The organism is Pseudomonas sp. S34, assembly GCF_009866745.1.
Taxonomy (GTDB): Bacteria; Pseudomonadota; Gammaproteobacteria; order Pseudomonadales; family Pseudomonadaceae; genus Aquipseudomonas; species Aquipseudomonas jessenii.
The window spans coordinates 1,239,232-1,261,230 of the sequence record NZ_CP019398.1; the positions used below are offsets into that span (position 1 = coordinate 1,239,232).

Here is a 21,999-nt window from a genome sequence, read left to right on the forward strand (position 1 = left end):
CCAGCTTGCTGGCGATCCCCAGGCCGCAGGCCTGGGGGCAACGAACCTGTGATGGAATATTTAAAGACATGAGCGACCTAGAACTCGACCCGCAAGCCCTGCAACAGGAAGAAAACTCCCTGATCGCCCTGCGCAAGGAAAAGCTTGCTGCCGAGCGCGCCAAGGGCAATGCCTTCCCGAACGACTTCCGCCGCGAAAACTACTGCGAACAACTGCAGAAACAGTACGCGGACAAGACCAAGGAAGAGCTGGCAGAGGCTGCGATCCCGGTCAAGGTTGCCGGTCGTATCATGCTCAACCGTGGCTCGTTCATGGTGATCCAGGACATGACCGGTCGTATCCAGGTCTACGTCAACCGCAAAACCCTGTCCGAAGAAACCCTGGCCGCGGTGAAAACCTGGGACATGGGCGACATCATTGCTGCCGAAGGCACCCTGGCCCGTTCCGGCAAGGGCGACCTGTACGTCGAAATGACCAGCGTGCGCCTGCTGACCAAATCCCTGCGCCCGCTGCCGGACAAGCACCACGGCCTGACCGACACCGAACAGCGCTACCGCCAGCGTTACGTCGACCTGATCGTCAACGAAGACGTGCGCCAGACGTTCCGCGTGCGTTCGCAAGTCATCGCCCACATCCGCAGCTTCCTGATGAAGCGTGACTTCCTGGAAGTGGAAACGCCGATGCTGCAGACCATTCCTGGCGGCGCGGCAGCCAAGCCGTTCGAAACCCATCACAATGCGCTGGACATGGGCATGTTCCTGCGTATCGCGCCGGAACTGTACCTCAAGCGCCTGGTTGTTGGCGGGTTCGAGAAAGTGTTCGAGATCAACCGCAACTTCCGTAACGAAGGCGTTTCGACTCGTCACAACCCTGAATTCACCATGTTGGAGTTCTACCAGGCCTACGCCGACTACGAAGACAACATGGACCTGACCGAAGAACTGTTCCGCGAACTGGCGCAGCTGGTTCTGGGCAGCACCGACGTGCCGTACGGCGACAAGGTGTTCCACTTCGGCGAGCCGTTCGTGCGTCTGTCGGTGTTCGACTCGATCCTCAAGTACAACCCTGAGCTGACCGCCGATGATCTGAACGACATCGACAAGGCTCGCGCCATCGCCAAGAAGGCCGGCGCCAAGGTGCTGGGCTTCGAAGGCCTGGGCAAGCTGCAGGTGATGATTTTCGAAGAGCTGGTCGAGCACAAGCTGGAGCAGCCGCATTTCATTACTCAGTACCCGTTCGAAGTGTCGCCGCTGGCCCGTCGTAACGACGACAACCCGAACGTCACCGACCGTTTTGAGCTGTTCATCGGTGGTCGTGAAATCGCCAACGCCTACTCCGAGTTGAACGACGCGGAAGACCAGGCCGAGCGCTTCATGGCTCAGGTGGCCGACAAGGACGCCGGCGACGACGAAGCCATGCACTACGACGCCGACTTCGTTCGTGCGCTGGAGTACGGCATGCCGCCAACGGCGGGTGAAGGCATCGGTATCGACCGTCTGGTGATGCTGCTGACCAACTCCCCGTCGATCCGCGACGTGATCCTGTTCCCGCACATGCGGCCGCAAGCGTAAGTGTTTCAAATAAAAAGCCGCCTTTGAGGCGGCTTTTTATTGCCTGTCTGGTACAAACGTATCAACTTGTTAGTTTCATCTGAGAGGAAATACCTGTCGTGATTCGTGCAATGGCTCAAGAAGGTGCAGCGGGTATCGCCACTGCGGTCGCTGAAAGCGTTCAGTACCAGGGTCGCAAGGCCAGCCGACAGGGCAGTGAACAGCGACGACAGGACATTCTCGACGCCGCGATGCGCATTGTTGTGCGCGATGGCGTGCGTGCCGTCCGGCACCGTGCGGTGGCCGCCGAGGCGCAAGTGCCGTTGTCGGCGACCACTTACTATTTCAAGGATATCGATGACCTGCTCACCGATACCTTCGCCCAATACGTGGAACGCAGTGCGGCGTACATGGGCAAGCTGTGGGTGAACAACGAGGGCCTGCTGCGCGACATGATCGCCAGTGGCGACGGCAGCCCGCAGGCACGCTCGAAACTGGCGGACGACATTGCACGGCTGATGACCGATTACGTTCACCGGCAATTGGTCAATCGTCGCGAACATTTGATGGCCGAGCAGGCGTTCCGTCAGGAGGCGTTGCTCAACCCGCGCCTGGCCGAACTGGTGCGCTCGCATCAGCAAATCCTGCTGCAGGGCTCTTGCCAGCTGTTCCAGGTATTGGGCTCGCGCGAGCCGCATCAGGATGCCAAAGTGTTGACGGCGATTATCGGCCGGATGGAATATCAGGGCCTGCTCAACGTAGACGAGCCTGCCGCCGAAGAGGAAATGCTCGGCATCCTGACGCGCTACATGCACCTGGTGCTGGCGTCGGTGTAGTCCGGCTGGTGCATGACCTGTGGGAGCGGGCTTGCTCGCGAAAGCGGTGTGTCAGTCAAAGTTGATGTCGACTGATGTACCGCCTTCGCGAGCAAGCCCGCTCCCACAGGGTGAAGCCGTGTGATCTTCAAGGGAGTATTGAATGAAAGCCTGGCGTGTCGTTGTGATCGCCTTGTCGTTCCTGCTGCTCAGTGGCTGTCTGGTGACCTTCAAGGAACCGCTGCCCACGAGCGAGCCCGCGCCCAAAGGGTTGCTCGGCAAGTGGACCAGCACCAGCGCCTGGGGCGAGCCCGTCAATCTGGAGTTGACCCGCATCGCCGACAATCGCTACCAGGCCGTCAGCTACTTCAAGGCCAAACCCAAGGAGCGTGAAGCCTACCCCTTTACCGTGTCGCGCCATGGCAACCGTTGGTACTTGTCGGCGAAGGTGCCGGCGCAGTTCGGCGGGTATTTCATCATCGGCGGCTTCGAGCTGACCGACCAGCGTGAACTGGTGCTGTACAACCTCGACCCCGAACAGGTCAACCAGGCGCTGAAGCAAAACGCCCTGAGCGGAGAAGCGTTTCAGACTGACGACGGCGCAGGCGTGCTGATCAACAGCTCCATGGATCAAGTCACCGCCTACCTCGACGACCCGGCCAATTCCGATGTGTTCGTCGAAGCCGTGCGCTACCAGCGTCAGGCCAAAGCCAAATAAGCAGCACAATCAGGTTTCTACAGGAGTTTCGGGTGGACGATTACCAACAGTCGATACGCATTTTGTCCGATCGCATCGTGCTGGCGCAGACGCCGATCCGCGTCCTCGATGCGGTCAAGTGGGACGACAACATTCGTAAGGGCTTCCTCAAGGCCAAAGGCAAGGAAATGCCGGCGGTGGACCGCGACTACTACCTCAACCGGCCGCTGGCGTTCGATTCCAGCAAAGTGAAGCTGGAGTTCCAGAACATAGAGCGCGACATCACCCGCCAGCTCGGCCAGTTCAACCCGGTCGGCCAGATCATGCGTCGCATGTGCAAGGAATACCGCATGGTGGTGCGCATGCTCGAAGCGCGCGGCACCGAGGATTTCGGCCTGATCTCGCAGGAATTGTATGGTGCTGCCTCCGACGCGTTCCACGCCGGCGACCCGACGCTGTCCGACCTGGGTATGATGTTGTCCGAATACCTGAACAACATCGACGGCCGCGGCGACCTCAAGGATGAGCCGAAGACGCTGACGGCCAAGGATGCGGTCGACCTGTTGCAGCATCGCTTGAACAAGGTATTTGGCGAAGCCGAGGAAACCATCCGGGTGTTCGAGTCCGACGGGATCGTCGCCGATGCGGCGGCTGGCGCCGACTACATCAAGATCCGCTCCGATGCGATGTTCAATCAGCGCGATGTGCGCGCCCTGGAGGTCCACGAAGGGCTGGTGCATGTCGGCACCACCCTCAACGGCCTGAACCAGCCGATTTGCACCTTCCTCTCCAAGGGGCCGCCCTCGTCGACGGTGACCCAGGAAGGCCTGGCGATCCTGATGGAAATCATCACCTTCGCCTCGTACCCCAGTCGCCTGCGCAAACTGACCAACCGCACGCGGGCCATTCATATGGTGGAGGAGGGTGCCGACTTCCTGCAGGTGTTCGAGTTCTTCCGCGAGCAAGGCTTCGAAATGCCCGAGAGCTACAGCAACGCCAGTCGCGTTTTCCGCGGCTCGGTGCCGACAGGTCTGCCATTTACCAAAGACTTGTCCTACCTCAAGGGCTTCATCATGATTTACAACTACATTCAACTGGCCGTGCGTAAAGGCAAGCTGGAGCAGATACCGCTGTTGTTCTGCGGCAAGACCACCCTGGAAGACATGCGTACCTTGCGCCAGTTGGTGGATGAAGGTCTGGTGGTTCCGCCCAAGTACCTGCCGGAACAGTTCCGCGACATGAACGCGCTGTCGGCGTGGATGTGCTTCTCCAACTTCCTCAACCACCTGAGCCTGGACCGGATCGAGGCGGATTACTCGAACATCCTTTAAGGATCACGCGGACTCAATGTGGGAGCGGGCTTGCTCGCGAAAGCGGTGTATCAGATAGCAGAGATGGTGAATGTCAGTCCGCATTCGCGAGCAAGCCCGCTCCCACATTGGGTCGTATTCCAATCCCATTTTCGCGAGGTTTCAACGGATGAGAATCCTCGGCATCGTCTGCCTTCTCCTGGCCCTGAGCGGTTGCAGCTCCTTGCTGTTTTATCCCGAACCCGGCCAGTTGTTCACGCCGGAAAAGGCCGGGCTCGAATACCGCACCGTCACCTTGAACACCGCCGATGGTCTCAAGCTGAACGCGTGGTGGCTGCCGGTGAAGCCGGGTGTCGAGGTCAAAGGCACGGTGCTGCACCTGCACGGTAACGGCGGCAATCTGCCAATGCATCTGGGCGGGAGTTGGTGGTTGCCGGAACAGGGCTATCAAGTGCTGCTGGTGGACTATCGCGGTTATGGCTTGTCCGAAGGCAAACCGAGCCTGCCGGCGATCTATCAGGACATCGATGCGGCGTTCAAATGGCTCGACCAGGCCCCCGAGGTCAAGGGCAAGCCGCTGATCCTGCTCGGCCAAAGCCTTGGCGGTTCGATGGCTGTCCACTACCTCGTTCAACACCCCGAGCGGCAGAAACAACTCAAGGCTGTTGTCCTCGACGGCGTGCCCGCCAGTTATCGCAGTGTCGGCCGGTATGCGCTGAGTAATTCATGGGTGTTCTGGACGTTCCAGGTGCCGCTGTCGTGGCTGGTGCCGGACGGCGACAGCGCGATCAACTCCATGACGCAACTCAAGGACGTGCCGAAACTGATCTACCACAGCATCGACGATCCGATCGTGCCTCTTTCCAACGGCATCCGACTGTATCAAGCTGCGCCGCCGCCGCGGGTGCTGCAACTGACCCGTGGCGGTCATGTGCAGACGTTCGCCGACCCGGTCTGGCGCAAGGTCATGCTGCGTTATCTCGATGACCCGCAACATTTCAACGGCCTGCGCCGCCTGGGTGAAATCCCCAACTACCCGGCGCCCCCGAATTCAGAAGATGAACCACCAGAGAGTCCGCAATGAGTGAAGAACGTAACGCCATCCCGCTGATCATCACCGGTATCTGCAGCATCCTCGGCACCGTCGGTGCCCTGTGGTGGTACGGCTACCTGCACTTCGCCAAGCCCGAGGATGCGTTGCTGCTCAGCGACTTCACCATGCTCAAGACCGTGCCGGGCGAGGACTACAAGGTTTCCCTGGCGCCGGCGGCCCAAGTGGCCCAGTGCATCGATGGCGTGCTGGTGCTGTTCGACACCGAACAGAAAGGCCTGACCGGCGTGCTGGTCGACAGCAAGAAAAAAGCCGTGCGCTGCATGGGGCAGGAGACGCCGCAGAAGCTGGAGCCGTAAACCGGTTCTAACTAACAACACAGATCCAATGTGGGAGCGGGCTTGCTCGCGAAAGCGGTTTAACTTTCAACAATAATGTTGACTGATACACCGCCTTCGCGAGCAAGCCCGCTCCCACATTGGTTTGTGTTGTGGATTACTGGGTGTATGAACTCACCGCCGAACGCGGCATTACCGGCTGATTGTCATTGGAGATGGTCACCTCCACCCGACGGTTCATCGCCCGGCCCGAAGTGCTGCTGTTATCCGCCACCGGATATTCCTTGCCGTAACCCTGGGCGACGATACGCGCAGGATCAACGCCCATCTTCACCAGTGCCGCACGCACGGAACCCGCGCGACGTTCCGACAGCGACTGGTTGTGCGACGCCGTACCGGTGCTGTCGGTATAGCCCTCGACAATCACTTTGCGCTCGGGGTTTTCCTGCAGGTACTGCGCCAGTTTGTTGATGTTCGCCAGGCCGTTGGATTTCAGCTCGGCCTTGTCGGTGGCGAACAGCACATCACCGAAGGTCACCAGCGTCCCGCGATCGGTCTGCCTGGCGTTGAGGCTGTCCTTCAACTGTTTGATCTGCTGATCACGGGCGTCAAGGCGCGCCTGAGCCCGTTGCGCCGAGGCATCTTTCAGGCTGGCCTCGGCGGTGCGCAGGGCGATGGTCTGCTTGGCCACTTCGACGCGCTGGTTGGTCAAATAGGCAAGCTGGTCGACCGTGGCCACGTCCTCCTTGTCCCTGTAGGCCTTATCGGCCTTGTCCAGATAGTCGCTGGCTTCCTTGGTTTCCAGGGCCGCAATCTTGGACGCTTGCGGATCGGATTGCAGGCCGGTGTAGTTGGTGCGGGCCTGTTCGAGGTTGGCGTTCGGTGGTGTGGAGCAGGCTGCCAGGGTTACGGTGACAGCCAGCAGGGCAGGGATCATCAATTGACTGGATTTCATGATTTCGTCCTTTTAGTCGAGTGGGAATGCGTAGTGCCGCGCCGCTTACTGCACGGTGCGCTGGCTTTCCTGACGCAATTCCTGAACGCCTTTCTGCGCGTCCTTCACTGATTGTTCGGCCTTCATCGCCTGGGCCTTGCGCTCGGCCACGCGAGCGTCCCACTCGGCCTGTTCGGCGAGCATCCGGGCCTGGTCGTATTTTTTGTCGTGCATGGCGATTTCGGCTTGCTTGAGCTTGTCCTGGGCCGACTTCATTTCCACGGCGGCGAACTCGGTGCCGCCGGCGCTCACGGCGTCGTTGACGGCCGATTGGGTGACAGCGTACTGCTCGGTCGGCGGGTTACCAGCGCAGCCGGCCAGGACCAGGCTGCTGCCCAGAGCCAACGCCGCCAGTTTGAGGCTACGCGAACAGGTGAATGAGGGACTTCCGATTCGGGTTTTCATGGTCTTCAACTCCATTGGGCCAGTTCCTGAAAAACGTCGAAGTCCACCCTGGGCAGGGCGCTGAAACCATCAATTGCGGGGTATTTTGAAACGCTCGTCCCAGGCGTGGTTACTTGGGTTGACCCGAGGCTTTTTTTGAAAGTTCAGAGAATTTAGCCGGCTATCGAAAAACCTGGATCGAGTCGACAGCGCCCTATCGGGCAGGAGAAGCGCAATTTTTTGAATTGGCACACGGGCTGATGTGGGAGCGGGCTTGCTCGCGAAAGCGGTCTATCAGTCAACGTAGATGTCGAATGTTAAACCGCTTTCGCGAGCAAGCCCGCTCCCACAAGTTCTGTGGAAAATCAGTGTTTCTGTTTGTCCTCAGGCACCGACAAATCGTGCAAATGCCGACGGGACAGCGCCAGAAAGCGCGGGGTCGGCCCAATGTCTTCGTACAGCGGATCGCCTTCTTCATCGGTGGCGACCACGGTTGTACCCTTGACGTACGGGAAGCTTCTTTCCAGCTCTTCCAGCGCGGCGCCGATCAGATCGCCGAGCAGTTCTTCAGGATGCCGCTTGGGATACATCTCGACGAGCGCGGCCAGGCGTGCGGCAGACTCCACGTCCAGATGAATCGAGTAGCCGGTGTCGGTCAGGCGACCCTTGGCGTTTTCTTCCCAGTGGTGGGCAAGCTCGCGGATTTTCATATTGACCTCATTGCGCTCCCGCTCGTGGCAGGCAGGGTGAGTGTGCGGCATTGGCCGGCGATAGCCGTTGTACGGTTAATCTTCAGACTAGCTTCAACAGGCAAGGTTTAAAGGCCCTTCGTCGTCTTGCTTGTAAGAACCTGTCTGGGGCGGCACTCTCTTGTTTCTTAGCCGCCCGGATTTTTTGCTGGAGACCTGCTGATGACCGATATTGATGCACGCTTGCGCGAGGACGTTCACCTGTTGGGTGAGCTGTTGGGCAACACCATTCGTGAACAATATGGCGACGGTTTTCTCGACAAGATCGAGCAGATCCGCAAAGGCGCCAAGGCTGACCGGCGCGGCTCCATGGACGCCGAGCTCAGCGCCAGCCTCAACCAGTTGACCGAAGACGAGTTGCTGCCGGTGGCGCGGGCGTTCAACCAGTTCCTCAACCTGGCCAACATCGCCGAGCAATATCAGTTGATTCACCGTCGCGAGGAATCCCGGGAGGCGCCGTTCGAAGCCCGGGTGCTGCCGGAGTTGCTCGCGCGCCTGCGCGCCGAAGGGCATGGCGCCGACGCGTTGGCCCGGCAACTGGGTCGGCTGGAGATCGAGCTGGTACTCACTGCGCACCCTACCGAAGTTGCACGCCGCACACTGATCCAGAAGTACGACGCCATCGCCGCGCAACTGGCGGCTCAGGATCACCGTGATCTGACCAGTACCGAGCGCGAGCAGATCAAGACCACCTTGCAACGCCTGATCGCCGAAGCCTGGCACACCGAGGAGATCCGCCGCACGCGCCCGACGCCGGTGGACGAAGCCAAGTGGGGTTTCGCGGTGATCGAGCATTCGCTTTGGCAAGCCATTCCCAATTATCTGCGCAAGGCCGATCAGGCCCTGTACGCCGCCACCGGCCTGCGCCTGCCACTGGAGGCAGCACCGATTCGCTTTGCCTCGTGGATGGGCGGCGACCGCGACGGCAACCCGAACGTGACGGCGGCGGTGACCCGAGAGGTTTTATTGTTGGCGCGCTGGATGGCGGCCGATTTGTACCTGCGCGATGTCGATCGCCTGGCCGCTGAGCTGTCGATGCAGCAGGCCAGCGATGAGTTGAAGGCCAGGGCGGGAGACAGCGCCGAGCCGTACCGGGCAGTGCTCAAACACCTGCGCGAACGCCTGCGGGCAACGCGTAACTGGGCACATGCCGCCTTGTCGACGTCCGCGCCGGCACCGATCGATGTGCTGCAGGACAACCGCGAACTGCTTGATCCACTGGAGCTTTGCTACCGCTCCCTGCACGAGTGCGGCATGGGCGTGATCGCCGATGGGCCGTTGCTCGATTGCCTGCGTCGGGCAGTGACATTCGGTCTGTTCCTGGTTCGTCTGGATGTACGCCAGGACTCGTCGCGGCACACCGCCGCAATGACTGAAATCACCGACTATCTTGGCCTCGGCCGCTACGAAGACTGGAGCGAAGAAGAGCGCATCGCCTTCCTGATGCGCGAATTGAGCAATCGTCGGCCCTTGTTGCCGAACTACTTCAAACCTTGCGCCGACACCGCCGAGGTGCTGGCGACCTGCCGGGAAATCGCCGCTGCGCCGCCTGCATCCCTCGGTTCCTATGTGATCTCCATGGCCGGTGCGGCTTCTGATGTACTCGCCGTGCAGTTGCTGCTCAAAGAGTCCGGCGTGTTGCGGCCGATGCGTGTGGTGCCGCTGTTCGAAACCCTGGCCGACCTCGACAACGCGGGGCCGGTGATCGAGAAGCTGCTGCTGTTGCCGGGCTATCGCGCGCGCCTGCAAGGGCCGCAGGAAGTGATGATCGGCTACTCCGACTCGGCCAAGGACGCCGGCACCACCGCGGCGGCCTGGGCGCAGTACCGGGCGCAGGAGCGACTGGTGGATATCTGCCGCGAGCAACAAGTCGAGCTGCTGTTGTTCCACGGTCGCGGCGGCACGGTGGGGCGTGGCGGCGGCCCGGCCCACGCGGCGATCCTGTCGCAGCCGCCGGGTTCGGTGGCGGGGCGTTTCCGCACCACCGAGCAGGGCGAAATGATTCGATTCAAATTCGGCCTGCCGGACATCGCCGAGCAAAACCTCAATCTGTATCTGGCCGCCGTGCTTGAGGCGACCTTGCTGCCTCCGCCGCCACCTACGCCCGAGTGGCGCCATTTGATGGACGAACTGGCTGCGGATGGTGTCAGCGCCTACCGTGCCGTGGTGCGGGAAAACCCGCAGTTCGTGGAGTATTTCCGCCAGTCCACGCCGGAGCAGGAGCTCGGCCGTTTGCCGCTGGGCAGTCGTCCGGCCAAGCGCCGGGCCGGGGGGATCGAAAGCCTGCGGGCGATCCCATGGATTTTCGGCTGGACCCAGACGCGCCTGATGCTGCCGGCCTGGCTGGGTTGGGAAGCGGCCCTGAGCAAGGCGCTGGAGCGTGGCGAAGGCGAACTGCTGGGGCAAATGCGCGAGCAGTGGCCGTTCTTCCGCACCCGCATCGACATGCTGGAAATGGTCCTGGCCAAGGCCGATGCCGACATTGCACAGTCCTACGATGAGCGTCTGGTAGAGCCGAATCTGTTGCCATTGGGTGCGCACTTACGCGACCTATTGTCGCAGGCGTGCACCATCGTTCTCGGCCTGACCGGGCAGTCGCAGCTACTGGCACATAGCCCAGCGACCCTTGAGTTCATCCGCTTGCGCAACACCTACCTCGACCCGCTTCATCTATTGCAGGCCGAGTTGCTGGCCCGTTCAAGAGTGCAGGACGTGGCGCAGGGCAGCCCGGTAGAACAGGCCTTGCTGGTGTCTGTGGCGGGGATTGCCGCCGGTTTGCGCAACACCGGCTAAGGTCTTTGCCATGGGGTCAGGCATCCGGCAGGTGAGCCGGATGCCGCCGTTTGACGGGTGCAAAAGTGCTGCCAGGCGACAGTTAATGACGGGGTTGCGACTTGGGAAACTGTGCGCAATGGTCGCAGGAGGCAGCGGTTTCTCCGACTTTTGGCGTCTTGTGTGGGCGCAGCCTGCTGTGTATCTTGATCAGCCTTTGACCGTTTGGGCGGTCACGACCCTATTTTTGAGATTGGCCCCACGAGGCGAATCTGACGTTATCCATATAAAAAATTGAGGAGCACATCGATGCGCGTCATTCTGCTGGGAGCTCCCGGGGCCGGTAAAGGTACTCAGGCACAGTTCATCACCGAAAAATTCGGCATTCCACAAATCTCCACCGGCGACATGTTGCGTGCAGCGGTCAAGGCCGGCACCGAGCTGGGCATCAAGGCCAAGAGCATCATGGATGCCGGTGGCCTGGTGTCCGATGACCTGATCATCGCACTGGTCAAGGACCGCATCGCCCAGTCCGACTGCGCCAACGGTTTCCTGTTCGATGGCTTCCCGCGCACCATTCCCCAGGCTGAAGCCCTGGTGACTGCAGGCGTCGAGCTCGATGCCGTGGTTGAAATCGCCGTTGAAGACGAAGAAATCGTCCAGCGTATCGCCGGTCGCCGTGTTCACGAGGCCAGCGGCCGCGTGTACCACATCGTCTACAACCCGCCGAAAGTGGCTGGTATTGACGACGTCACCGGTGAAGAGCTGGTACAGCGCAAGGACGACACCGAAGAAACCGTGCGTCATCGCCTGTCGGTCTACCACTCCCAGACCAAGCCGCTGGTGGACTTCTACCAGAAGCTGTCGGCTGCCAATGGCAAGCCGAAGTACAGCCACATCGAAGGCGTTGGCTCGGTTGAAGCGATCACCGCCAAGGTGCTTGCAGCCCTGAGCTGAAAAGTCTGACCCGCTGCATCATCCACGGCCCGCTTGCGGGCCGTAGTTGTTTATACTGACGCACTTTTTTCCGATCTCTCTTGTGGATACATCGATGAGCACCTTGCTGGCCCTGGACACCGCGACTGAAGCTTGCTCCGTTGCCTTGCTGCATGACGGCAAGGTCACGAGCCATTACGAGGTGATCCCGCGCCTGCACGCGCAGAAGCTGTTGCCGATGATCAAGCAATTGCTGGCCGATGCGGGCACCACGCTGCAAGCGGTCGATGCCATTGCCTTCGGCCGTGGCCCGGGCGCCTTCACCGGTGTGCGCATCGCCATCGGCGTGGTGCAAGGCCTGGCGTTTGCCCTGGATCGCCCGGTGCTGCCGGTGTCGAACCTGGCCGTGCTGGCGCAACGTGCGCTGCGCGAACACGGCGCCACTCAGGTCGCCGCCGCCATCGATGCGCGTATGGATGAAGTGTATTGGGGTTGCTACCGCGAAACGGCCGGGGAGATGCGCCTGGTGGGGGCGGAAGCGGTACTGCCGCCGGAGTCCGCTGCATTGCCGGCCGATGTCGGCGGCGAATGGTTCGGCGCAGGCACCGGTTGGGGCTATGGCGAGCGTATCGCCGTCAGCCTGAGCGGGCAGGACGCGGGCATGTTGCCCCACGCGCAAGACTTGCTGACACTGGCGCGATTTGCCTGGGCGCGCGGCGAGGCGATCGTGGCCGATGAGGCGCAGCCGGTGTATCTGCGCGATAAAGTGGCGACGCCCAAGGCGCGTTGATTCACGCAGTACCTGTGGGAGCGGGCTTGCTCGCGAAGGCGGTATAACATTCAACATTTCTGTTGTCTGGCACACCGTCTTCGCGAGCAAGCCCGCTCCCACAGGGTTAGTGTTCTGCACCAGTTCTGCCAATCGTCATTTTCTAACCCCAGCTTTTAAACCTTTTGCCTTTTATGTGTTCTAGTTATCACTCGGCGGTTTGCGAAGTGGATTTTGCGCCACTAAACTGCCATCACTGATTCCGAGTATGCACTTATGCGTATAGACGGCGTTTCCTCTCAGTCCTACCCCATCAAGCGCAAACCCCGCAAAGGCCGCGTGGTGGAAGACGACGCCATTGATATCGAAGGCGAGCTGGAATTCCCGACTGAAGAGCAATTGGCTGCCCGCGCCGCTAAAGCCTCTGCGCAAAAACTGAGCAATCTTCCCGCCCGTCAGCAAGACATGATTTACCACCGTGCCATGAGCAAAAGCGTAGCGACAGCCCTGGCCAGCTACCTGAGCACCGCCGGTTTCGTCGATTGGGAAGCGGATGTGCTGGGTCTCGACCTGTACATCTGATGGTGCTGCCGTATTACCTCGGTTGCCCATCCTGGAGCGAAAACGCCTGGCGCGACTACCTGTATCCGCCGGACGCCAAATCCGCCGACTTTCTTGATCTCTATTGCCAGGTTTTCAATGCCGTGGAAGGCAACACGACCTTCTACGGGAGCCCGGCTGCCAGCACCGTGCAGCGTTGGGCCGAAACCATGCCCGAACATTTTCGTTTCACTGCCAAGTTTCCCGGTGAGATCAGCCACGGTGGCGATCTGCGCGAGCAACTGACCGCCGCCGAAACCTTTCTGCAATTGCTCGGCCCTCTGGGTGAACGGGGGTCGCCGTTGTGGTTGCAGTTGTCGAAAAGCTTCACGCCCCAACGTTTGCCTGAGCTGGCCGGGTTTATCGATGCCCTGCAGCGACCACTGGCCGTTGAAGTGCGGCATGACGAGTTTTTCGCCAAGGGTGACAGCGAACGAATGCTCAACCGGCTGTTGCTGGATCGCGGTGTCGAACGCATCTGTCTCGATCCCCGTGCGCTGTTCAGTTGCACCTCGACCGAGCCTTCGGTGCTCCACGCCCAGTCGAAGAAACCCCGTGTGCCACCGCGGCCGGCGGCATTCACGCAATTTCCGCAGGTGCGTTTTATCGGCCATCCGACGCTTGAGGCCAACGATACGTTCCTGGAACCATGGGTCGAGAAAATCGCGTTATGGATCGAAGAAGGTCGTACGCCGTACATCTTCCTGCACACGGCCGACAACCTGCTGGCCGCGAAACTGGCGCAGCGTTTTCACGCCCGGCTGATGCTGCGTTTGCCTGGCTTGCCAGCGCTGCCTGAGCTATACAGAGAACCCGTCGCCGAGCAACTTGGCCTGCTCTGAGGCGGATTCTTTCCCCTCTTCAGGAGCCTGCCCAATGGATGCGCAAACCCTTCGAGCCCAGGCGTTCAAAGCCCTTCACGAACGCCCCGGGGCATTTGTGATTCCCAATCCGTGGGATGCCGGTTCGGCAAAAATGCTTGCCAGCCTCGGCTTCGAGGCGCTGGCGACTACCAGTGCCGGTTATGCCTTTTCCCAGGGGCGTGCCGATGGCGGATTGACCCTCGACGATACCCTGATGAACGTTCAGGCGATTGTCGCCGCCACCGACCTGCCGGTTGCCGTCGACCTGGAAAACGGTTTTGCCGACAACCCGGCTGATTGCGCCAAAAGTATCTTGCGCGCGGCAGAGGTCGGAGCGGTCGGCGGTTCGATCGAAGATGCCACCGGCCGCGAAGAAGGCCCGATCTACTGTTTTGAACACGCCGTGGCGCGCATCGAAGCTGCTGTGGCTGCCGCTCGCAGTCTGCCGTTCCACTTTACGTTGACTGCCCGGGCGGAAAACTTTCTGCACGGCAATCCCGATCTGGCCGACACCATCCGCCGTTTGCAGGCATTCGCCGAGGCCGGTGCCGATGTGCTCTACGCACCGGGCTTGCGCAGTGCCGAGGATGTGCTGGCGGTGGTGCGCGCCGTGGCACCAAAACCGGTGAATGTGTTGATGTCGGGCGGCTTGAAGCTGACGGTCGCGCAGTTGGGTGAAATGGGCGTCAAACGTATCAGCGTCGGTTCGGCGCTGGCCTTGGCGGCCTATGGCGAATTCTTCCGCGCCGCCGAAGAAATCCAGACCTCAGGCACGTTCGGTTTCACGTCCCGGTCGATGCCGTATCAGAAGGCGAATCAGTTTTTCAAAGGTTGAGGGAAGAGGGCGCGGCTGAGGATCAGGCGGCGATGCGCAGGTTCTGCAGGATGATCGGGCGCGCCCAGCCATTGTCGAAATCGAGTTGTTTCTGCTGCTCCACCCGTTCTTCTGGCGAGAACGGCGGGAACGGCTTGTCGAGCAGCTCGAGTTCGAACTCGGCGATGGGCAGGTGCAGCGGACGCGGTTGCAGGGCAGGGCCAGCTTCTGGCAGCGGTTGACCGGCGTTCAATACGATCGGGCGAACCCAGCCGCTTTCGAAGTCCTGCTGTTTTTGCTGGGCGACGATTTCGTCCGCCGGGAACGGTGGGAACGGCTTGTCCGCCAGGTCCATTTCGAATTCGGCAATCGGCAGGAACAGCGGCTCGGGCGGGCGGATTATGTTGTCCTTCACGTCGCATTCACGCTGGGACACGATGTGGGCCAGCAGGTCGCTGCCGACCGTGGGTTCGACTGGGCTTTCGAGATCGACCGGTGGAAAATTCAGAGACTCAGGTAGCACTTCACCCGACTGTTCGGCCAGCGCTCGGGCAAAGAAATCCTGCCAGATGTGGCTGACGCCGCTCAGTGCCTGGGTGTTTCGCAGGTTGTAGTCGCCGTAGGGCGAGATAAAACCTGTGATTGTGGGTTGAATGTCTGACATTTCTCTCGGTAGACGCTCAGCTCTGGCAAAATGCTCGATAGTTTTGTTATCGGCAGTTTTTGCCGATCATTAATTTTTTGAGCGTGTTTTCCGATGATTGATCAACCTGCGGCCTGCCGCATCCATGTTCAGGCCCTCGACGCGGCTTTCGAGCCACAAGCCGAGCAATGGGCCGAGCGCCTGGGCTTGCCAATGCAAGTAGCGGACGGCGAATTTGCCTTGCAGGTGGGTGACATGGGCTTGCAGCTGCAACAGCTGGGGCCGGATGCGCCGGGGCCGGTGCGGGTGGACTTCGTCGAGGGTGGTGCGGCCCATCGCCGACTGTACGGCGGCGGCAGCGGGCAGATGATCGCCAAGGCTGTTGGCGTCGCCCAAGGCGTGCGCCCACGGGTGCTGGATGCCACGGCGGGGCTGGGCAAGGATGCGTTCGTGCTGGCCAGCCTCGGTTGCGAGATGAGCCTGATCGAGCGTCAGCCGCTGATCGGTGCCTTGCTGGAAGACGGCCTGGCCCGTGGCGCGGAAGATTTCGACGTGGCCCCGATCGTGGCGCGCATGCGCTTGCTCAAGGGCAATTCGATCGAGGTCATGCGCAACTGGGAGGGCGAACCGCCCCAGGTGATCTACCTCGACCCGATGTTCCCGCACCGCGAGAAAACCGCGCTGGTGAAGAAGGAAATGCGCCTGTTCCGGCCGCTGGTGGGCGATGATCCGGATGCGCCGGCATTGCTCGAAGCCGCGCTGGCCCTGGCCAGCCACAGGGTGGTGGTCAAGCGCCCGCGCAAGGCGCCTTGCATTGAAGGGCCGAAGCCGAGTCATGCGCTGGATGGCAAGTCCAGTCGGTATGACATCTATCCGAAGAAGGCGCTCAAGCCTTAAGACCGCAGCGCCTGCTTTCGCGAGCAAGCCCGCTCCCACATTCGACCGCGTACTGTCTGACGGAACCAGGTCACCTGTGGGAGCGGGCTTGCTCGCGAAAGCGTCAGTATAAACGCTGCAAGTTCATCTGCCTCAATCAGGCCGATAAGCCCGCATAAACAACCCCACCACCTCCCGCACATGGCTCTCCGCCTCTTCGCCAACCGGTGGCTCGCCGCAGCCATACAGCAAACGGAAATTCCCGGCGCCCTTGAGCAGGCAGAAGAAGTGCTCGGCCGCGTTGTGCGGCTTGTCGATGCGCAGCACACCACTTTCATCGATCTTGCTCAGCAGGCGCTCCATGCCATGCAGCATGCGCTCTGGGCCGGCCTCAAAGAAAATTTGCGCGAGTTTCGGGTCCTGGCTGCCCAGGGTCATCATCAGCCGGTGCAGGTTCACTGATTCATCACTGTTGATCAGTTGATGAAAACCGCGCGCGATGTTCAGCAGCACGGTTTCCACGGCCACGCCTTCCGGCAGTTCGAAGAACAGCGGTGGCAACTGTTCCTCGCACTTGGCCATCACGGCGGAGGAGAACAGCGTCTCCTTGTCGTTGAAGTGGCTATAGACCGTCAGCTTCGACACGCCGGCCTCGGCCGCGACGGCATCCATGCTGGTATTGGCATAACCCTTACTCAGAAACAGCACTTTCGCTGCATCGAGAATTGCCTGGCGCTTGACCAGGTCCTTGGGTCTGCCTGGGCCATTGGGTGCTGAAAGATTGTTTGGCATATTCGTTTTTATTACTGGACTGGTGAGTTTGCTATTAATAACATACTGCTCAGTATAATTATTCAAAGCACCATTAGCGAAAGGTCCTTCACCATGTTCCGCTATGCCTTGTCCCTCGCGTTGCCAGTCACCCTGGCTTTTTTATTGTCTGCGTGTGGTCATGAAGAAGCGCCGCAAGTCAGCGTGCGTCCGGCCATGGTGGTCCAGCCAGAGCCTTCGGCGCAGGCCATGGAAAGCTATCCCGGTGAAGTTCGCGCGCGGTATGAACCGGATCTGGCGTTCCGCATCGGCGGCAAAGTCAGCCGACGACTGGTCGAGGAGGGGCAGCGGGTCAAGGCCGATCAACCCTTGGCGGAGCTCGATCCCCAGGACGTGCGCCTGCAACTGGAGGCCACTCGCGCCCAGGTCGCAGCCGCCGAAGCCAATCTGAACCTGGTGCGATCCGAGCGTGATCGCTACAAGACCCTGATGGAGCGCCAACTGGTCAGTCGTTCGCAATACGACAACGCCGAAAACCTCTACCGTTCCGGTGAAGCGCGCCTCAAGCAAATCAAAGCCGAATTCAACGTTTCCAATAACCAGGCCAGCTACGCCGTGTTGCGTGCGCCGCAGGACGGCGTCGTGGCCAAGCGCCTGGTGGAAGTCGGGCAAGTCGTGGCAGCCGGGCAAACGGTGTTCACACTGGCAACCGATGGCGAGCGTGAGGTCTTGATCAGCCTGCCGGAGCAGAACTTCGGCCGCTTCAAGGTCGGTGAACCGGTGTCGGTGGAACTCTGGACCCAGCCCGACCAGCGTCTCGCCGGGCGCATCCGTGAATTGTCGCCGTCAGCCGATCCCAAGTCGCGTACCTTCGCGGCGCGTATCGCCTTCAAGACCGGCACTGTGCCTGTCGAACTGGGCCAGAGCGCCCGAGTGTTCGTGCAGGCCGCCGACGTGGTTCCACTGTCCGTTCCGCTGTCTGCGCTGACGGCGGAAAACGGCGTGACCTATGTCTGGGTCGTCCGCGCCAATAACACCTTGCAAAGGACCCCGGTGCGGGTCGGTGCCTTCGGCGAGAAAACCGTACCGGTGCTTGAAGGGCTCAGCGCCAGCGACTGGGTGGTGGCCGCCGGTGTTCATGTGCTTCTCGAAGGGCAGCAGGTGCGCCCGGTGGATCGCTCCAATCGCGTGGTCAATCTGGCGGACAAGGAGTAAGCCCCGATGCGCTTCAACGTTTCCGAATGGGCGCTGCGTAATCGCCAGATCGTCCTGTTCCTGATGCTGTTGCTGGCCATCGTCGGCGCACTTTCCTACACCAAGCTCGGCCAGAGTGAGGACCCGCCGTTCACCTTCAAGGCCATGGTGATTCGCACCAACTGGCCGGGGGCGACCGCCGAGGAAGTCTCGCGCCAGGTCACCGAACGCATCGAAAAGAAACTGATGGAAACCGGCGAATACGAACGCATCGTGTCGTTCTCCCGCCCCGGCGAATCCCAGGTGACCTTCATTGCGCGCGACTCCATGCACTCGGTGGAGATCCCGGAGCTCTGGTATCAGGTGCGCAAGAAGATCAACGACATCCGTCATACCCTGCCGCCGGGGATTCAGGGACCGTTTTTCAACGATGAATTCGGCACCACTTTCGGCAATATTTACGCCCTGAGCGGCGAGGGCTTCGACTACGCCGTGCTCAAGGATTACGCCGACCGCATCCAGATCCAGCTGCAACGGGTCAAGGATGTGGGCAAGGTCGAGCTGCTGGGGTTGCAGGACGAGAAAATCTGGATCGAACTCTCCAACGTCAAGCTCGCCACCCTCGGCTTGCCGCTGGCGGTCGTCCAGCAAGCCCTTGAAGAACAGAACGCGGTGTCGACGGCAGGTTTCTTCGAAACCAGCAGCGAGCGCTTGCAGCTACGGGTGACGGGGAATTTTCAAACGGTCGACGAGATCAAGAACTTCCCGATCCGGGTCGGTGATCGCACCTTCCGCATCTCCGACGTGGCTGACGTGCGCCGTGGTTTCAACGATCCACCGGCGCCGCGCATGCGCTTCATGGCGCAAGACGCCATCGGCCTGGCGGTGGCAATGAAGAACGGCGGTGACATCCTGGTACTGGGCAAGGCGCTGGAAATCGAGTTCGCCCGCATACAGAAAAACCTCCCGGCCGGCATGGAGTTGCGCAAAGTCTCCGACCAACCGGCGGCGGTGAAAACCGGTGTTGGTGAGTTCCTGCAAGTGTTGGTCGAGGCGCTGGCCATTGTGTTGCTGGTGAGCTTCTTCTCCCTTGGCGTGCGCACTGGTATGGTGGTGGCGCTGGCGATTCCGCTGGTGCTGGCGATGACGTTCGCGTGCATGTATTACCTGGGCATCGGCCTGCACAAGATCTCCCTCGGCGCGCTGGTACTGGCCCTGGGTTTGCTGGTGGACGACGCGATCATTGCCGTGGAAATGATGGCGATCAAAATGGAGCAGGGCTTCGACCGGGTCAAAGCGGCGAGTTATGCCTGGACCAGTACCGCGTTCCCGATGCTCACCGGTACGCTGATCACCGCGGCCGGCTTCCTGCCGATTGCCACGGCGCAATCGGGCACTGGCGAATACACCCGCTCGATCTTCGAGGTGGTCACCATCGCGCTGTTGGCGTCGTGGGTGGCCGCGGTGGTCTTCGTGCCGTACCTCGGGGAAAAACTCCTGCCGGACCTGGCGAAGATTCATGCCGCCAAACACGGTGCCGGCCAGCCCGATCCCTATGCCACGCCGTTTTATCAGCGCGTCCGGCGTCTGGTGGAATGGTGCGTGCGCTGGCGCAAAACCGTGATCCTGGCGACCGTGCTGTTGTTCATCGCTTCCATCGTGCTGTTCAAGTTTGTGCCGCAGCAGTTCTTCCCGGCATCGGGGCGCCTGGAGTTGATGGTCGATCTGAAACTGGCCGAAGGCGCTTCGCTGAGCAATACCGCCGACGAGGTCAAACGCCTTGAAGCGCTGCTCAAGGACAAGGCCGGGATCGACAATTACGTGGCCTACGTCGGCACCGGTTCGCCACGATTCTACCTGCCGCTGGATCAGCAACTGCCGGCTGCGAGCTTCGCCCAGTTTGTCGTCCTGGCAAAAACCATCGAAGAACGGGAAGCCCTGCGCACCTGGTTGATCTCAACCCTTAACGAGCAATTTCCCGCTCTGCGTTCGCGGGTCACGCGCCTGGAAAACGGTCCGCCGGTTGGCTATCCGGTGCAGTTCCGCGTGACCGGGGAGCACATCGAGGAGGTGCGGGCGCTGGCGCGCAAGGTCGCGGCCAAGGTTCGCGAGAACCCGCATGTGGTCAACGTCCACCTGGATTGGGAAGAACCGAGCAAGGTGGTGTACCTGAACATCGATCAGGACCGTGCGCGGGCGCTGGGCGTGAGCACGGCCAACCTGTCGAGGTTCCTGCAAAGCTCCCTGACCGGTTCCAGTGTCAGCCAGTACCGTGAAGACAACGAGTTGATCGAGATCCTGTTGCGCGGCACCGTGCATGAGCGCACCGAGTTGTCATTGCTGCCGAGCCTGGCGGTGCCGACCGATAACGGTCGCAGCGTCGCGCTGTCGCAGATCGCGACCCTGGAATACGGCTTCGAGGAGGGCATCATCTGGCACCGCAACCGCCTGCCCAACGTGACGGTTCGCGCCGACATCTATGGCAAGGAGCAACCGGCGACGCTGGTGCAGCAGATCATGCCGACCCTCGATCCGATTCGCGCTGAACTGCCCGACGGGTACTTGTTGGATGTCGGCGGCACGGTGGAAGACTCGGCGCGCGGACAGAACTCGGTGAAGGCCGGTGTGCCGTTGTTCATCGTGGTGGTGTTGACCTTGCTGATGCTGCAGCTGCGAAGTTTTTCGCGCACGGCGATGGTGTTCCTGACGGCGCCGCTGGGGTTGATCGGGGTGACGCTGTTTCTGTTGGTGTTCCGCCAGCCCTTTGGTTTCGTGGCCATGTTGGGGACTATCGCCTTGTCCGGGATGATCATGCGTAACTCGGTGATTCTGGTGGATCAGATCGAGCAGGATATTGCGGCGGGGCTCAAGCCTTGGCAGGCGATCATCGAGGCGACGGTGCGGCGGTTCCGGCCGATCGTGCTGACGGCGCTGGCGGCGGTGTTGGCGATGATTCCTCTGTCGCGCAGTGTGTTTTTCGGGCCGATGGCGGTGGCGATCATGGGGGGGTTGATTGTTGCTACGGCGTTGACGCTGCTGTTTTTGCCGGCGTTGTATGCGGCCTGGTTTCGGGTCAGGAAGGAGTCCGTTTGACCGGGTACATATCCATTTCTTCGGTAACGGCCACTGGCGGTTTCGCCCTTACGGCGAGTCCCTTTTGGCAAACGCCCCAAAAGGAACCAAAAGGTCTCGCCCCTTACGTACGGCCCCTCGCTTAGGCTCGGGGTTCCTTCGCTCCGGTATTCATCCGGGGGCATTGCCCTCCGGTCGGCTTCGCTTCGACCTACATGCAATGAGTTCGACTGCGTCGAACGGCGCTGCGCGCCAATCCCCGGATGAACACCTCCACTCAGCCTCCCGAGGGGGCGGGCAGATCAAAAGCAACCGAGGCGGCCTACCGGCCGGCCTAGTTGTCTGGTCCGTGCGCAGACCAAATTGTGGGAGCGGGCTTGCTCGCGAAGGCGGCCTGCCAGCCAACCAATTCCTTGAAGATGTCCCCAGCCCAACTGTAGGAGCGAGCTTGCTCGCGATGACGGCCCGCCAGCCAACCAATTCCTCACAGATGTACCCAGCCCAATTGTGGGAGCGGGCTTGCTCGCGAAGACGGCCCGCCAGCCAACCAATTCCTCACAGATGTACCCGGCCCAACTGTGGGAGCGGGCTTGCTCGCGAAGGCGGCCTGCCAGCCAACCTATTCCTCACAGATGTACCCAGCCCAACTGTGGGAGCGGGCTTGCTCGCGAAGACGGCCCGCCAGCCAACCAATTCCTCACAGATGTACCCAGCCCAATTGTGGGAGCGGGCTTGCTCGCGAAGGCGGCCTACCAGCCAACCCATTCCTTGCAGATGTCACCCAGCCCAACTGTAGGAGCC

General features: G+C 60.9%; 20 protein-coding genes. 15 read left to right on the forward strand and 5 right to left on the reverse strand.

The window, feature by feature from the left end:
- Positions 1 to 68: 68 nt before the first annotated feature.
- The 6 genes from lysS to PspS34_RS05330 all read left to right on the forward strand — a co-directional run bounded on the left by lysS (position 69) and on the right by PspS34_RS05330 (position 5,782).
- Positions 69 to 1,571, forward strand: a complete 1,503-nt coding sequence (gene lysS / locus PspS34_RS05305; protein ID WP_057716207.1) for a lysine--tRNA ligase — start codon at positions 69 to 71, stop codon at positions 1,569 to 1,571.
- Between the two features lie 98 nt (positions 1,572 to 1,669).
- Entirely contained in the window at positions 1,670 to 2,386 is a 717-nt protein-coding gene (locus PspS34_RS05310; protein WP_174245502.1) for a TetR family transcriptional regulator, read from the forward strand.
- A 142-nt stretch (positions 2,387 to 2,528) separates the two neighbouring features.
- On the forward strand, positions 2,529 to 3,083 hold the full coding sequence (locus PspS34_RS05315) for a hypothetical protein (protein ID WP_154861827.1): 555 nt from the start codon (positions 2,529 to 2,531) through the stop codon (positions 3,081 to 3,083).
- Positions 3,084 to 3,115: 32 nt separating this feature from the next.
- On the forward strand, positions 3,116 to 4,393 hold the full coding sequence (locus PspS34_RS05320; RefSeq protein ID WP_057716204.1) for a flavohemoglobin expression-modulating QEGLA motif protein: 1,278 nt from the start codon (positions 3,116 to 3,118) through the stop codon (positions 4,391 to 4,393).
- 148 nt (positions 4,394 to 4,541) lie between these two features.
- A complete protein-coding gene (locus PspS34_RS05325) occupies positions 4,542 to 5,456 on the forward strand; it encodes an alpha/beta hydrolase (RefSeq protein ID WP_154861826.1) in 915 nt (304 codons plus the stop codon).
- Complete coding sequence (locus PspS34_RS05330) at positions 5,453 to 5,782, forward strand: hypothetical protein (RefSeq protein WP_102669805.1); 330 nt, start codon at positions 5,453 to 5,455, stop codon at positions 5,780 to 5,782. Before PspS34_RS05325 ends, PspS34_RS05330 begins: the two co-directional genes overlap by 4 nt.
- A 136-nt stretch (positions 5,783 to 5,918) precedes the next feature.
- On the opposite strand, the gene PspS34_RS05335 is transcribed toward PspS34_RS05330, so the two are convergent.
- From PspS34_RS05335 to PspS34_RS05345, 3 genes are all read right to left on the reverse strand, one after another.
- The gene (locus tag PspS34_RS05335) at positions 5,919 to 6,716 is read right to left on the reverse strand and encodes an OmpA family protein (protein ID WP_150812878.1); all 798 of its coding nucleotides are present in this window, start codon (positions 6,714 to 6,716) and stop codon (positions 5,919 to 5,921) included.
- A gap of 45 nt (positions 6,717 to 6,761) precedes the next feature.
- Entirely contained in the window at positions 6,762 to 7,175 is a 414-nt protein-coding gene (locus PspS34_RS05340; RefSeq protein WP_057716200.1) for a DUF4398 domain-containing protein, read from the reverse strand.
- A 329-nt stretch (positions 7,176 to 7,504) separates the two neighbouring features.
- Positions 7,505 to 7,849, reverse strand: a complete 345-nt coding sequence (locus PspS34_RS05345; RefSeq protein ID WP_056721034.1) for a hypothetical protein — start codon at positions 7,847 to 7,849, stop codon at positions 7,505 to 7,507.
- Between the two features lie 201 nt (positions 7,850 to 8,050).
- On the opposite strand from PspS34_RS05345, the gene ppc reads away from it, so the two are divergent.
- From ppc to PspS34_RS05375, 6 genes are all read left to right on the forward strand, one after another.
- Positions 8,051 to 10,681 carry a phosphoenolpyruvate carboxylase gene (gene ppc / locus PspS34_RS05350; RefSeq protein ID WP_150812879.1) on the forward strand — a complete coding sequence of 877 codons (2,631 nt, stop codon included), beginning with the start codon at positions 8,051 to 8,053 and terminating at the stop codon, positions 10,679 to 10,681.
- Between the two features lie 288 nt (positions 10,682 to 10,969).
- Positions 10,970 to 11,617 carry an adenylate kinase gene (gene adk, locus PspS34_RS05355; protein WP_057716198.1) on the forward strand — a complete coding sequence of 216 codons (648 nt, stop codon included), beginning with the start codon at positions 10,970 to 10,972 and terminating at the stop codon, positions 11,615 to 11,617.
- A gap of 94 nt (positions 11,618 to 11,711) precedes the next feature.
- A complete protein-coding gene (gene tsaB / locus PspS34_RS05360) occupies positions 11,712 to 12,386 on the forward strand; it encodes a tRNA (adenosine(37)-N6)-threonylcarbamoyltransferase complex dimerization subunit type 1 TsaB (RefSeq protein ID WP_150812880.1) in 675 nt (224 codons plus the stop codon).
- Between the two features lie 255 nt (positions 12,387 to 12,641).
- Positions 12,642 to 12,947, forward strand: coding sequence for a hypothetical protein (locus PspS34_RS05365; protein ID WP_057716196.1), 306 nt, complete (start codon positions 12,642 to 12,644; stop codon positions 12,945 to 12,947).
- Positions 12,947 to 13,807 carry a DUF72 domain-containing protein gene (locus tag PspS34_RS05370; protein WP_154861825.1) on the forward strand — a complete coding sequence of 287 codons (861 nt, stop codon included), beginning with the start codon at positions 12,947 to 12,949 and terminating at the stop codon, positions 13,805 to 13,807. Before PspS34_RS05365 ends, PspS34_RS05370 begins: the two co-directional genes overlap by 1 nt.
- A 34-nt stretch (positions 13,808 to 13,841) precedes the next feature.
- A complete protein-coding gene (locus tag PspS34_RS05375) occupies positions 13,842 to 14,663 on the forward strand; it encodes an isocitrate lyase/phosphoenolpyruvate mutase family protein (RefSeq protein WP_154861824.1) in 822 nt (273 codons plus the stop codon).
- 22 nt (positions 14,664 to 14,685) lie between these two features.
- On the opposite strand, the gene PspS34_RS05380 is transcribed toward PspS34_RS05375, so the two are convergent.
- Positions 14,686 to 15,306, reverse strand: coding sequence for an energy transducer TonB (locus PspS34_RS05380; RefSeq protein ID WP_154861823.1), 621 nt, complete (start codon positions 15,304 to 15,306; stop codon positions 14,686 to 14,688).
- Positions 15,307 to 15,402: 96 nt separating this feature from the next.
- Between PspS34_RS05380 and PspS34_RS05385 the strand changes: the two genes are divergently transcribed.
- On the forward strand, positions 15,403 to 16,182 hold the full coding sequence (locus tag PspS34_RS05385; protein ID WP_174245535.1) for a class I SAM-dependent methyltransferase: 780 nt from the start codon (positions 15,403 to 15,405) through the stop codon (positions 16,180 to 16,182).
- Positions 16,183 to 16,314: 132 nt separating this feature from the next.
- Here the strand turns inward: PspS34_RS05385 and PspS34_RS05390 are convergent, their stop codons facing one another.
- On the reverse strand, positions 16,315 to 16,953 hold the full coding sequence (locus PspS34_RS05390; protein ID WP_154861822.1) for a TetR/AcrR family transcriptional regulator: 639 nt from the start codon (positions 16,951 to 16,953) through the stop codon (positions 16,315 to 16,317).
- Between the two features lie 93 nt (positions 16,954 to 17,046).
- Between PspS34_RS05390 and PspS34_RS05395 the strand changes: the two genes are divergently transcribed.
- Positions 17,047 to 18,147: an efflux RND transporter periplasmic adaptor subunit gene (locus tag PspS34_RS05395; RefSeq protein ID WP_057716190.1), complete on the forward strand. Its 1,101-nt coding sequence runs from the start codon at positions 17,047 to 17,049 to the stop codon at positions 18,145 to 18,147.
- 6 nt (positions 18,148 to 18,153) lie between these two features.
- Positions 18,154 to 21,219 carry an efflux RND transporter permease subunit gene (locus PspS34_RS05400; protein WP_154861821.1) on the forward strand — a complete coding sequence of 1,022 codons (3,066 nt, stop codon included), beginning with the start codon at positions 18,154 to 18,156 and terminating at the stop codon, positions 21,217 to 21,219.
- Positions 21,220 to 21,999: the final 780 nt, after the last annotated feature.